Source organism: Frigoribacterium sp. VKM Ac-2836 (genome assembly GCF_013248995.1).
Taxonomy (GTDB): domain Bacteria; phylum Actinomycetota; class Actinomycetes; order Actinomycetales; family Microbacteriaceae; genus Frigoribacterium.
In genome coordinates this window covers 587,892-599,585 of the sequence record NZ_JABRPK010000001.1, presented here as the reverse complement: position 1 = coordinate 599,585, position 11,694 = coordinate 587,892, and the positions used below count along the sequence as shown (strand labels likewise).

14 protein-coding genes are annotated in these 11,694 nt (G+C 68.9%); 6 read left to right on the top strand and 8 right to left on the bottom strand.

All coding sequences use genetic code 11. From position 1 onward, the window contains the following. Positions 1-53: 53 nt before the first annotated feature. Together rplS and HRF36_RS02805 are read right to left on the bottom strand one after the other, a co-directional pair. On the bottom strand, positions 54-401 hold the full coding sequence (rplS, locus tag HRF36_RS02810) for a 50S ribosomal protein L19 (RefSeq protein WP_054145615.1): 348 nt from the start codon (positions 399-401) through the stop codon (positions 54-56). Positions 402-561: 160 nt separating this feature from the next. Further along, positions 562-1,131 carry a hypothetical protein gene (locus tag HRF36_RS02805; protein ID WP_173205869.1) on the bottom strand — a complete coding sequence of 190 codons (570 nt, stop codon included), beginning with the start codon at positions 1,129-1,131 and terminating at the stop codon, positions 562-564. A gap of 38 nt (positions 1,132-1,169) precedes the next feature. Here HRF36_RS02805 and map point away from each other — a divergent pair, with 38 nt between their 5' ends. Next, positions 1,170-1,955: a type I methionyl aminopeptidase gene (map, locus tag HRF36_RS02800; RefSeq protein ID WP_173205866.1), complete on the top strand. Its 786-nt coding sequence runs from the start codon at positions 1,170-1,172 to the stop codon at positions 1,953-1,955. A 33-nt stretch (positions 1,956-1,988) separates the two neighbouring features. Here map and trmD read toward each other — a convergent pair whose 3' ends face one another. The 4 genes from trmD to rpsP are packed head-to-tail and all read right to left on the bottom strand — an operon-like array spanning position 1,989 to position 3,990. Next, entirely contained in the window at positions 1,989-2,681 is a 693-nt protein-coding gene (gene trmD, locus HRF36_RS02795; RefSeq protein WP_054145618.1) for a tRNA (guanosine(37)-N1)-methyltransferase TrmD, read from the bottom strand. Between the two features lie 3 nt (positions 2,682-2,684). After that, positions 2,685-3,329 (bottom strand): ribosome maturation factor RimM, encoded by a 645-nt coding sequence (rimM, locus tag HRF36_RS02790; RefSeq protein WP_371739977.1) that lies wholly within the window; start codon positions 3,327-3,329, stop codon positions 2,685-2,687. A gap of 4 nt (positions 3,330-3,333) precedes the next feature. Further along, positions 3,334-3,570 carry an RNA-binding protein gene (locus HRF36_RS02785; RefSeq protein ID WP_173205863.1) on the bottom strand — a complete coding sequence of 79 codons (237 nt, stop codon included), beginning with the start codon at positions 3,568-3,570 and terminating at the stop codon, positions 3,334-3,336. A 3-nt stretch (positions 3,571-3,573) separates the two neighbouring features. Next, complete coding sequence (gene rpsP, locus HRF36_RS02780) at positions 3,574-3,990, bottom strand: 30S ribosomal protein S16 (RefSeq protein ID WP_043596307.1); 417 nt, start codon at positions 3,988-3,990, stop codon at positions 3,574-3,576. Positions 3,991-4,293: 303 nt separating this feature from the next. Here rpsP and HRF36_RS02775 point away from each other — a divergent pair, with 303 nt between their 5' ends. Then, positions 4,294-5,439, top strand: a complete 1,146-nt coding sequence (locus HRF36_RS02775) for a glutamate--cysteine ligase (protein WP_173205860.1) — start codon at positions 4,294-4,296, stop codon at positions 5,437-5,439. A gap of 90 nt (positions 5,440-5,529) precedes the next feature. Here HRF36_RS02775 and ffh read toward each other — a convergent pair whose 3' ends face one another. Beyond that, positions 5,530-7,101, bottom strand: coding sequence for a signal recognition particle protein (gene ffh, locus HRF36_RS02770; RefSeq protein WP_173205857.1), 1,572 nt, complete (start codon positions 7,099-7,101; stop codon positions 5,530-5,532). A gap of 104 nt (positions 7,102-7,205) precedes the next feature. On the opposite strand from ffh, the gene lipB reads away from it, so the two are divergent. Both lipB and lipA read left to right on the top strand, forming a co-directional pair. Further along, positions 7,206-7,889, top strand: a complete 684-nt coding sequence (lipB, locus tag HRF36_RS02765; protein ID WP_173205854.1) for a lipoyl(octanoyl) transferase LipB — start codon at positions 7,206-7,208, stop codon at positions 7,887-7,889. Then, positions 7,886-8,872: a lipoyl synthase gene (gene lipA / locus HRF36_RS02760; RefSeq protein WP_173205851.1), complete on the top strand. Its 987-nt coding sequence runs from the start codon at positions 7,886-7,888 to the stop codon at positions 8,870-8,872. Before lipB ends, lipA begins: the two co-directional genes overlap by 4 nt. Here the strand turns inward: lipA and ftsY are convergent, their stop codons facing one another. Then, complete coding sequence (gene ftsY / locus HRF36_RS02755) at positions 8,873-9,742, bottom strand: signal recognition particle-docking protein FtsY (protein WP_173205848.1); 870 nt, start codon at positions 9,740-9,742, stop codon at positions 8,873-8,875. Positions 9,743-9,951: 209 nt separating this feature from the next. On the opposite strand from ftsY, the gene HRF36_RS02750 reads away from it, so the two are divergent. Both HRF36_RS02750 and HRF36_RS02745 read left to right on the top strand, forming a co-directional pair. Beyond that, positions 9,952-10,968, top strand: a complete 1,017-nt coding sequence (locus HRF36_RS02750) for a TerC family protein (protein ID WP_173205845.1) — start codon at positions 9,952-9,954, stop codon at positions 10,966-10,968. An 87-nt stretch (positions 10,969-11,055) separates the two neighbouring features. After that, positions 11,056-11,637, top strand: a complete 582-nt coding sequence (locus HRF36_RS02745; protein ID WP_173205842.1) for a histidine phosphatase family protein — start codon at positions 11,056-11,058, stop codon at positions 11,635-11,637. Positions 11,638-11,694 lie beyond the last annotated feature (57 nt).

The window sequence follows — 11,694 nt, the reverse complement described above, 5'->3', positions numbered from 1 at the left end:
TCCCCGCCATCTTAGACGGCGGGGAGCTCGGAGGATGTCGCGTGAGGGCGTGACTAGTTGTCGCGCTTCTCCTTGATCTTGGCCTTCTTGCCGCGCAGTTCGCGCAGGTAGTAGAGCTTGGCGCGACGCACGGCGCCGCGGCTGACGACCTCGATGTGGTCGATGACCGGGGAGTGCACGGGGAACGTGCGCTCGACGCCGACCTGGAAGCTCACCTTGCGGACCGTGAAGGTCTCGCGGATGCCCTCGTTCTGCTTGCCGATGACGACGCCCTGGAAGACCTGGACGCGCGAGCGCGTGCCTTCGATGATGTTGACGTGCACCTTGACGGTGTCGCCGGCGCGGAAGTCGGGGACGTCCGTACGGAGGTTGGCGGAGTCAACCGCGTCGAGGATGTGCATTGTCGTTCGCTCTCTGCAACCGCCACAGGTCGACTGCGTGTCTGGGGCGCGTCACGCGCCCGTCATGATGAAGAAGGTGTGCACTGGATCGGCAGACTCCCCTGTGGCAGAGTCGTGCGCAGGCACAAGTGTCAAGTGTGCCACAGCGCGGGCACCTGTGTCAGCTTCGCGGCGTGATCGTGATGACGGGTCCGTCGTCCCCGTAGCCGGGCCGACGCGCCGCGGCGGTGGCGGCACCCGACGCGGCCCGCTCGAGATCGGACAGCGACGTGGCCATCCGGGCCCGAGCCTCCTTCGCGAACTGCCAGAGGGCACAGGCGAAGAGGCCGACGCCCGCGGCGATGGTCACGACCGCGCAGAGGGCGAACAGGGCGGTGGAGAGGTCGAGGGACGACGCCCCACCGGCGACCCGCGTGAAAGCCGACGCCGAGGCGGACTCGGCCGAGCTGTCGACGATGAAGAACCCGAGACCGAGTTGCCCCAGCCACGAGAGGGCGAGCAGACCGGCGTCCGCCCACGACACGGCCCTCGCCTGCCGAACGCTGCGGCGGCCCACGACCACGCCCGTGGCCACGGCCTGCCCCACGAAGAGCAGGGGCACGAGCAGGAGCTGGCCCACGAACTGCAGCCCCAGGGGAACTCCGAAGAAGGCCCGGCCGAGCAGCACCCAGAGCGGGAGCACGAACACGGCCACCCACAGGAGGCGGTAGAAGACCCGGCGCATCGTCATGCGATCGAGGCTACGAAACGATCGTGAAGAATGGCTGCATGGTCGAACTGCGCACACCGGACGAGATCGAGAGGATGCGTCCGGCCGGAGACTTCGTCGCGCGCGTGCTCGACGCGACACGAGCGGCCGCTCGACCCGGGGTCGACCTGCTCGACCTCGACGCGCTCGCCCACCGCATGATCCGCGAGGCCGGCGCCGAGAGTTGCTACGTCGACTACCACCCCGCATTCGGCGCGAGTCCGTTCGGCAAGGTGATCTGCACGTCGGTCAACGACGCGGCCCTGCACGGCCTCCCCCACCGCTACCGCCTGCATGACGGGGACCTGCTCAGCCTCGACTTCGCGGCTTCGGTCGACGGTTGGGTCGCCGACTCGGCGGTGTCGTTCGTCGTCGGCGGGGACGCCTCGCCCGACGACCTCCACCTCATCGACACGTGCGAGCGAGCGCTCGACGCCGGGATCGAGGAGTTGCGGCCGGGTGCCACGCTCGGCGACGTCTCGGCGGCGATCGGGCGGGTCGCCCGGGCCGCGGGCTACGGGGTCAACCTGCAGTTCGGCGGCCACGGAGTCGGACGGACGATGCACGGCGACCCGCACGTGCCCAACGACGGCCGAGCGGGCGAGGGCTGGCCGGTGCGGCCGGGACTCGTGGTCGCGATCGAACCGTGGCTCATGCGGGGCACCGACCGGATCGTCACCGACGTCGACGGCTGGACGTTGCGGAGCGCCGATGGTTCTCGGGCCGCCCATGTCGAACACACCGTCGCCGTCACCGAGGACGGGCCGCTCGTGCTGACCGCCCGACACCCCGTGGCGGGCCCGTGACACACGCCGGGTAGATCGACGAGCCGTGACGGGTCAGTCGAGCAGGTCGGGCCGCACCCGGCGGGTGCGTTCGAGTTGCTGTTCCCGTCGCCACGTCGCGATGGCCGCGTGGTTACCACTCAACAGCACAGGAGGCACGTCGAGGCCCCGCCAGGACGCCGGCTTCGTGTAACTGGGGTACTCGAGCAGGCCGTCTTCGTGGCTCTCTTCGGTGAGGCTCTCGGGATTTCCGACGACACCGGGGACGAGCCGCCCGATGGCCTCGATCATCGCCGTGACCGCCACCTCGCCACCGTTCAGGACGTAGTCGCCGAGGCTGATCTCTCGCACCGTCGCGCGGGTGGCGGCGTGCTCGACGACGCGTTGGTCGATGCCTTCGTAACGGCCGCAGGTGAAGACCAGGTGCGGCGCGAAGGCGAGCTCGCGCGCCGTGGCCTGAGTGAAGGGAGTGCCCGCGGGCGACGGAACGATCATGATCGTGTCGTCGGGCGTGGACGTCTCGCCGAAGACGTGATCGAGCGCCTCGCCCCAGGGCTCGGGGCGCATCACCATTCCGGCGCCGCCACCATAGGGCGTGTCGTCGACGGTGCGGTGCCTGTCGTGCGTGAAGTCACGGAGGTCGTGCACCTCGACGTCGAGCAGTTTCTGCTGACGGGCCTTGCCCAGCAACGAGATGTCGAGCACCCCGAAGAACTCGGGAAAGATCGACACGATGTCGATGCGCACGGGTCAGCGCTCGTCGTCGGAGGCGGGCACGGCGTCGGCGGCCGACTCGTCGTCGCCGGAGACGGCTGGGTCGACGACGGCCGTCTCGTCCTCGTCGTCGGAGTCGTCGGCCAGCTCCTCGAAGAGGCCCTGGGGCGGGGTCACGACGACCACGCCGGCTTCGACGTCGACCTTCGGCACGAGGGCCGAGACGAACGGGACGAGCACTTCGCCCGAGGCGGTGTCGACCGCGAGCAGGTCTTGGGCCGGCAGGTGGTCGACCCGGGCCACGGTTCCCACCACGACGCCGTCACGCTCGACGCGGAGGCCGACCAGCTGGTGGTCGTACCAGGCGTCGTCTTCGTGCGGCAGTTCATCGATGTCTTGATCGACCCAGAGGATCGCCTTGACGAGGGACTCGGCGGCCGTGCGGTCGTCGACCCCCTCGAAGAAGCCCACCGGGTGGCTGTTGTACCAGCGCAACTCGGTGAGGGTCAGGGTCTTCTCGTGCCAAGCGCTCTCGGCGGGAACCTGGAGGCGGAACACGGCACCCGGCACGAAACGCTGCTCGGGGGTGTCGGTGAAGAGTTCGAGCTTGAGGGCGCCCTTGAGGCCGTGAGCCTTGGTCAGGCGCCCCACCCGGAGTTCGGTCTTGCGATCGGACGGCACGGTTCTAGAGATCGCCGTCGACGACGTCGACCCGGACACGCTTGCCGTCGGCCAATGCCGTGATCAGGATGCGAAGAGCCTTGGCGGTGCGACCGGCACGACCGATGACGCGACCGAGGTCGTCAGCATGGACGTGCACCTCGAGGACGTCACCCCGCGGGGAGTTCTTCTCCACGACCTGCACCTCGTCCGGGTGATCGACGATCCCCCGGACGAGGTGTTCGAGTGCAGGTGCGAGCACCGACTACGCCTCGGTGGTCTCGGCGTCGTCGCTGGACTCGGCGGGAGCCTCGGCCTTGACCGCGGGCTTCTCGGTCTTGGGCACGAGGACCGGCTTCTTCTTCTCGTCGGCGACGAAGGCCTCTTTGGGGGCCTTGGTCTTGACGGTGCTGACGGCGTCGGCGTCGCCCTTGAACTTGCCCCAGTCGCCCGTGAGCTTCAGCAGCGCGGCGACCTGCTCGGTCGGCTGGGCGCCGACGCTGAGCCAGTACTGAGCACGCTCGGACTCGACCTCGATGAACGAGGGCTCCTCGGTCGGGTGGTACTTGCCGATCTCTTCGATGACGCGACCGTCACGCTTGGTGCGCGAGTCGGCGACGACGATGCGGTAGTAGGGGGCGCGGATCTTGCCCATGCGCTTGAGACGGATCTTGACAGCCACAATTCTCCTGTGTGATGTGATGTGGGCGAGTTGCCAGCCGTGAGCGTGGGGGCACACTCGGCTCGAAAGCTCTGATGGGAGTCGAACGTCGTCTGATTAGAGGGTCGGACGACAGAAGACTCGACCTCCCATTGTTGCAGACGAAAGGCCATCTGCACGAATTGCGCGTCCTCGTGTTCGGCACCGCGCCTCCTCGGCGTCGCGCGACGTGTCCGGTGGCGCCGGACCGCCCGCCCGACGGCCCCCTCGGTCAGCCGACTGGCAGGATGGACCCGCCCTGACGCCCACGGGAAGGCCACGCGGATGCGCATCGATTTCACGACCTCAGAGCGGTCGACCCTCGGCGTCGAGTGGGAGCTCGCGCTCGTCGACCACGAGTCCGGTGAGCTGGCTCCGCACGCACCGGCGATCCTGGCCGACCTCGCCCACGTCAACGACGGCGGCCCCGAGCGGTTGACGAACGAGCTCCTGACCAACACGGTCGAGGTCGTGACGGGGGTCCACCACCGGGTGGCGGACGCCGTCGACGACCTGAAGGGCACGATCGACCAGGTCCGCGGACCCGCCTCGGTACTCGGTGCCGACCTGATGTGCGCCGGGACGCACCCGTACAGCCGCTACTCCGACCAAGAGGTGACCCCCGACAAGGAGCGGTACGCCACCTTGATCGACCGCACGCGCTGGTGGGGCCGCCAGATGATGATCTGGGGCGTGCACGTGCACGTCGGCATCGACGACCGCGACAAGGTGTTACCGATCTCGAACGGCATGCTGACCTACCTGCCGCATTTCCAAGCCCTGACCGCGTCGAGCCCGTTCTGGGTCGGCGAGGAGACCGGGTACGCCTCGAACCGTGCGTTGATGTTCCAGCAGTTGCCGACGGCGGGCCTGCCGCCCCAGTTCGACTCGTGGTCCGACTACGAAGCCATGGTCGCCGACATGACCCACACCGGCGTCATCGACGACCACAGCGAACTGCGCTGGGACCTCCGCCCCTCACCGAAGTGGGGCACCCTCGAGACCCGGGTCTTCGACGGCATCGCGACGACCGACGAACTCGCGGCCGTGACGGCCCTGGTGCAGTGCCTGGTCGACGACATGTCCGAGCGTCTCGACCGCGGCGAGACCCTGCCACGCATGCAACCGTGGTTCGTTCGCGAGAACAAGTGGCGCGCTGCCCGGTACGGCATGGACGCCATCGTGATCCAGAACGCGGCCGGTGACGAACGACTCGTGACGGACGATCTGCGCGAGCTCGTCACCTCCCTCGAGCCGGCCGCCGAGCGACTCGGCTGCGTCGACGAACTGCACTCGCTCGCCACGATCACCGACCGCGGGGCCAGCTACCAGCGTCAGCTCGCCGTGGCCGCCGCCCACGGGGGCGACCTGCGGCCCGTCGTCGCGTCGCTCGTGCGCGAATTCGACGAGGGGCTCTCGGCAGCCGAGTGAGACCCCGGCCCCGAACCGGGCCCGGATGCGAGGACGCCCGCCCCGCCGGAGGGCGGGACGGGCGTCAGAGGTCGGGAGGCGCGGGTCGCGTCAGCCTCGTCCGAGCATCTTCTGCAGCGACGCCAGTTCTTCGGGCGAGGGTGCCGTACCGCCGGGCGTGGCCCCGCCGCCGCCGAGACCGAAGCCCGAGCCGCCGGGCGCCGAGGACGCGGGCTTGGCACCGGTCGCGAGGGCCGCGTTCTGAGCGGCCCGCTTGGCCGGGTTGCCCGCCTTCGAGCCCTTCTTCTTGGGCTGGGCCTTCTTGCCCGCGTACGAGGCACCCGGGATCGGCCCCATGCCGGGAACCTGGGGCACCCCGCCCTTGGCGACGGTCTTCATCATCTTGGAGGCCTGCTCGAAACGCTGGACGAGCTGGTTGACGTCGGTGACGGTCATGCCCGAGCCGCGGGCGATGCGGAGGCGACGCGAGCCGTTGAGCAGCTTCGGCATCGCGCGCTCTTGACGGGTCATGGACTGGATGATCGCTTCGGTGCGGACGATCTCGCGCTCGTCGAAGTTGTCGAGTTGCTCGCGCATGCCCTTGGCACCGGGCAGCATGCCGAGCATGCCCTTGATCGAGCCCATCTTGCGCAGCTGCTGCATCTGCGTGAGGAAGTCGTCGAGCGTGAACGAGTCCGTCGCGATCTTCTGCGCGACCGCCATCGCCTCGTCTTCGTCGAAGGCCTGCTGAGCCTGTTCGATGAGCGAGAGGATGTCGCCGAGGTCGAGGATGCGGCTCGCCATGCGGTCGGGGTGGAACGGTTCGAAGTCGTCGAGCGACTCGCCCGTCGACGCGAACATGATGGGCCGACCCGTGACCGACGCGACGCTGAGGGCGGCGCCACCGCGGGCGTCGCCGTCGAGCTTCGAGAGCACGACGCCGGTGAAGTCCACGCCGTCCTGGAAGGCCTTCGCGGTGGCGACCGCGTCCTGACCGATCATGGCGTCAATGACGAAGAGCACCTCGTCGGGGTCGACGGCCTTGCGGATGTTCGCGGCTTGCTTCATGAGCTCGGCGTCGACGCCGAGACGGCCGGCCGTGTCGACGATGACGGTGTCGTACTGCTTGTCTCGGGCGTACTTGATCGCCTGCTTGGCGACCTTGACGGGGTCGCCGACGCCGTTGCCGGGTTCGGGCGCGAAAACGTGCGCGCCGGCCTGCTCACCCACGACCTGCAGCTGCGTGACGGCGTTGGGGCGCTGGAGGTCGGCCGCGACGAGCATGGGCGTGTGGCCGTCCTTCGCGAGCCACTTCGCCAGCTTGCCGGCGAGGGTGGTCTTACCGGCACCCTGGAGGCCGGCGAGCATGATCACGGTCGGAGGGTTCTTGGCGAACTCGAGCCGACGCTGCTGACCACCGAGGATCTGCACCAGTTCTTCGTTGACGATCTGGACGACCTGCTGCGCGGGGTTGAGGGCCTTGCTGACCTCGTCGCCGAGGGCGCGGTCGCGCACCGTGTTCGTGAACGCCTTGACGACGCCGAAGGCGACGTCGGCGTCGAGGAGCGCGCGGCGGATCTCGCGCACGGTGCCGTCGACGTCGGCGGGGCTCAGCTTGCCCTTGTTGCGGAGGTTCTTGAACGTTTCCGCGAGGCGGTCGGAGAGGGTTCCAAAAGTGGCCATGGTGCGCCCATCTTAACCGACCGTCACGGTCCTGCGCTGCGTGCCCGCGCCTCCCGGTCGCGTCTTTGTTGAACTCGGTGCATCAATATGGCTACCCTCGAGGCATGACCACGACGCGACGCCTGGGCGTCACGGGTGCTCCGCTCGACTATGACGACGGCCGGCGCCTGCAGCGAGAACTGCACGCCGCCGTCGTGGCCGGGCGGCTCGACTCGGCTCTCGTCCTCTGCCAGCACCCGTCCGTCTACACGGCGGGCACCCGCACCCAGCCGGCCGACCTGCCGCGCGACGGCTCCCCCGTCGTCCCGGTCGACCGCGGTGGGCGCATCACCTGGCACGGCCCCGGCCAACTCGTGGCATACCCGATCGTGCGCCTGCCCGAACCGCTCGACGTCGTCGCGCACGTCCGGGCGCTCGAGGCGTGCCTGATCGAGGCCTGCACGGGCCTGGGTGTTCCGGCCGTCCGCGTCGCCGGGCGCAGCGGTGCCTGGGTGCGGGGACCTCTCGCCGACGAGAAGGTCGCGGCGGTCGGCGTGCGGGTCGCCGAGGGGGTCACGATGCATGGCGTGGCGCTGAACTGCGACGCGGACCTGGCGCCCTTCGCGCAGATCGTGCCCTGTGGCATCACCGACGCCGGCGTGACCAGCCTGACCCGCGCCTCCGGGAGGCGCGTGGCCGTCACCGACGCCGTCGACGCCCTCGAGGCCGCCCTGACCGCCTACCTGACCGACCTACAGACCGTCGGCCGCGCGCCGGCCCGACCCGACCCCGTGGGAGCCCACCGATGACGACGACCGCCCCCGAGGGCCGACGCCTGCTGCGCGTCGAGGCCCGCAACGCCGAGACCCCGATCGAGAAGAAGCCGACCTGGATCAGGACCACCGCCAAACAGGGCCCCGAGTACCAGGCCCTGACCGAGCTCGTGGTCGACAAGAAGCTGCACACCGTCTGCCAGGAGGCCGGCTGCCCCAACATCTTCGAGTGCTGGGAAGACCGCGAGGCGACCTTCCTGATCGGCGGCTCGCAGTGCACCCGCCGTTGCGACTTCTGCCAGATCGACACCGGCAAGCCGAGTCCGATCGATCGTCGCGAGCCCCTCTCGGTCGCCGAATCGGTACGCGAGATGGGGCTGCGCTATGCGACGGTCACCGGCGTCGCGCGCGACGACCTCGACGACGGAGGCGCGTGGTTGTACGCCGAGACCATCCGTCGCATCCACGAGTTGAACCCGGGCACGGGCGTCGAGATCCTCGTGCCCGACTTCAACGGTCGCCCCGAACTGCTCGGGCAGGTGTTCGACGCCCGGCCCGAGGTCTTCGCGCACAACGTCGAGACGGTGCAGCGCATCTTCAAGCGCATCCGACCCGCGTTCACCTTCGAGCGGTCGCTGGACGTCATCACGCAGGGCCACGAGGCGGGGCTCGTGACGAAATCGAACCTGATCCTCGGCATGGGCGAAGAGCGCGACGAGGTGATCGACGCCCTCGAACGCCTCCGTGAGGCGCACACCGACATCATCACGCTGACCCAGTACCTCCGCCCCAGCCCCCGGCATCTGCCGGTCGCCCGGTGGGTGCACCCGGACGAGTTCGTCGACTTCCGCGAGATCGCCGAGGACATGGGCTTCAGCGGCGTGCTCGCGGGGCCGCTCGTGCGGTCGTCCTACCGGGCGGGCCGGCTCTGGGCCCGGGCGACCGAGGCCAGAGGCGAGGTCGTGCCCGAGGCGCTGCGGCACCTGCTCGAGGCCGGCGCCGGGCGCCAGGCCGTGTGACTAGGCGATGAGGTTCTGCACGAACACGTGCGGCGTGAAGCCGGTGAGGTCGCCGATGCCCTCACCCTGACCGACGAGCTTGATCGGGATGCCGGTCTGCTCTTGCACCGCGAGCACGAAGCCCCCGCGGGCCGAACCGTCGAGCTTCGTCAGCACGAGCCCGGTGACCCCGGCGTGCTCGATGAACGCCTGCGCCTGCGCCAGGCCGTTCTGGCCGGTGGTCGCGTCGAGCACGAGCAGCACCTCGGCGATCTCGGTCTGCTTCTCGACCACGCGCTTGATCTTGCCGAGCTCGTCCATGAGGCCCGACTTGGTCTGCAGCCGACCGGCCGTGTCGATCAGGACGATCTCGATCCCTTCGCGCATCGCGAGCTCGACCGTCTGGAACGCCACCGACGCAGGATCTTGACCCTGCTGCTGAGGGCGGACGATGCGCGCCCCGGCACGATCGGCCCAGGTCGCGACCTGCTCGACGGCGGCGGCACGGAAGGTGTCGGCCGCACCCACGACGACCGATCGGTCGTAGTTGCGCAGGAACTTGGCGAACTTGCCGATGGTCGTCGTCTTGCCGACCCCGTTGACGCCGACCATCAGAACGACGGCCGGGCGGGCGCTGAGCTTGAGGGTCGAGTCGAGCTTCGACAACCGCTCTTCGAGCGTCTCGCGCAGCATGCGCTTGAGGTCGGCGGGGTCGGTCGTGGAGTAGCGCTGCACCTTGGCCTGCAGGTCGTCGACGATCTGCTCGGTGACATCGGGGCCGAAGTCGGCACCGATCAGGGCGGCCTCGAGGTCGTCCCACGTGGTCTCGTCGATCGTCTTCTTGGCGAACATGCCACGGAGGGCACCGGAGAGGGACCAGGGAGAAGCCATGCGGATCAGCATATTCGGCCCCGGGCGAGACCGCGGACGTGCAGAGGCTGTAAGCTCGCCGGGTTGAAGGGGAGTACTCCCGCGCGGTGGCGTCGTCAATACGGAAGAGACCGATCTCGACCCGGTGCACCGGTTCGCAGCCGTCCTGATCAGGGCGCGACGCGAGTGGAGGAGACCTTCGGTACCCGCTGCGTACTGGAGGTACACACATGGACGTCCACTTCTTGACCTGGGCGATCACCATCGCCGGCATCATCGGCCTGTTGTTCTTCGACTTCTTCAGTCACGTGCGCACCCCGCACGAACCGACCATCCGCGAGTCGGCGGTCTGGTCGGGCGTCTACATCGGCATCGCCATCTTGTTCGGCGTCGGCGTCGGCGTCTTCTCGAACTGGACCTTCGGTGGCGAGTACTTCGCCGGCTACATCACCGAGAAGGCCCTCTCGGTCGACAACCTCTTCGTCTTCCTGATCATCATGACGAGCTTCGCGGTCCCCCGCATCTACCAGCAGAAGGTGCTGCTCGTCGGCATCGCGATCGCCCTGCTGTCGCGCGGCCTGTTCATCGCGGCGGGCGTCGTCATCATCGAGAACTTCTCGTGGGTCTTCTACCTCTTCGGCATCCTGCTCTTCTGGCTCGCCTACAGCCAGGTCAAGGGCGGCCACGGTGACGACGAGAAGGACGAGGCCGACAGCAAGCTGATCCGCGCCCTGCGTCGCGTCATCCCGACCTCGAAGGACTACGACGGCCAGAAGCTGACCACCAAGGTCGACGGCAAGCGCCTCTTCACCCCGCTCTTCCTGGTGATGGTCGCCATCGGCCTGACCGACGTCCTCTTCGCGCTCGACTCGATCCCCGCGATCTTCGGCCTCACGCAAGAGGCGTACATCGTCTTCACGGCGAACGCGTTCTCGCTGCTCGGCCTGCGCCAGCTGTACTTCCTGATCTCGGGTCTGCTCGAGCGCCTCGTCTACCTCGCCCAGGGCCTCGCGGTCATCCTCGCCTTCATCGGCGTCAAGCTGCTGTTCCACGCCCTGCACGTCAACGAGGTCCCCTTCATCAACGGCGGCGAGCCGATCACCTGGATCCCCGAGATCCCCATCTGGTTCTCGCTCGGCTTTATCGTGCTGACGATCGCCGTCGCCACGGTCGCCAGCCTCGCGAAGACCCGCCGGGACGCCCGTGCGAAGGCGAGCGTCACCACGAACACCGACGGCGACCACTGATCCCCCGACGGGCGGCCTCCACCCGGGGCCGCCCGTCGCCACTCCCCCGCGGCACCCCCGCGACCGCACCACGAACGGAACACCCCGATGCGCCTCGAACTCATCCGCCACGGCCAGACCGACTGGAACCTCGCCGACAAGCTGCAGGGCTCGTCGGACATCCCCCTGAACGACACGGGCCGAGGCCAGGCCCTCGAGGCGGCTCGCCTGCTGGCCGGCGTCGAATGGAGCGCCATCGCGTCCTCGCCCCTCGGACGCGCCCGCGAGACGGCGCAGATCATCGCCGCCGAGCTCGGCATCGAGCTGGGTGACGCCTACGACGAACTGATCGAGCGCGACTACGCCTCGCACGAGGGCCGCACCCCCGAGTCGCCGATCCCCGACGAGCCGAACACCGACTACCCCGACATCGAGCCGCGCGGGTCGGTCGCTGCCCGGGGCATCGGCGCGCTCGAGATGATCCGCGACACGCGGCTGCCCCTCGACGGCGACGACGCCCACATCGTGGTCGTCTGCCACGGCACGATCATCCGCTTCACGCTCGCCGAGATCCTCGGCCGCGAAGTACCCCACATCGAGAACGCCTCGGCGAACACCGTCGAGTGGGACGGCACCGCCTGGCGCGTGCTCAGCATCAACGGCGGGGTCATCGACACGCCGATCGACTGACGGCACGGTGCCCCACGGGGCACGTCGAGAACGCAGGAGGCGCGACCAGGCAGGTCG

Bases quoted from the DNA above. Each gene is read 5' to 3' on its own strand.
- rplS (WP_054145615.1), bottom strand. From the start codon at position 401: ATGCACATCCTCGACGCGGTTGACTCCGCCAACCTCCGTACGGACGTC.
- HRF36_RS02805 (WP_173205869.1), bottom strand. From the start codon at position 1,131: ATGACGATGCGCCGGGTCTTCTACCGCCTCCTGTGGGTGGCCGTGTTC.
- map (WP_173205866.1), top strand. From the start codon at position 1,170: ATGGTCGAACTGCGCACACCGGACGAGATCGAGAGGATGCGTCCGGCC.
- HRF36_RS02775 (WP_173205860.1), top strand. From the start codon at position 4,294: ATGCGCATCGATTTCACGACCTCAGAGCGGTCGACCCTCGGCGTCGAG.
- ffh (WP_173205857.1), bottom strand. From the start codon at position 7,101: ATGGCCACTTTTGGAACCCTCTCCGACCGCCTCGCGGAAACGTTCAAG.
- lipB (WP_173205854.1), top strand. From the start codon at position 7,206: ATGACCACGACGCGACGCCTGGGCGTCACGGGTGCTCCGCTCGACTAT.
- lipA (WP_173205851.1), top strand. From the start codon at position 7,886: ATGACGACGACCGCCCCCGAGGGCCGACGCCTGCTGCGCGTCGAGGCC.
- ftsY (WP_173205848.1), bottom strand. From the start codon at position 9,742: ATGGCTTCTCCCTGGTCCCTCTCCGGTGCCCTCCGTGGCATGTTCGCC.
- HRF36_RS02750 (WP_173205845.1), top strand. From the start codon at position 9,952: ATGGACGTCCACTTCTTGACCTGGGCGATCACCATCGCCGGCATCATC.
- HRF36_RS02745 (WP_173205842.1), top strand. From the start codon at position 11,056: ATGCGCCTCGAACTCATCCGCCACGGCCAGACCGACTGGAACCTCGCC.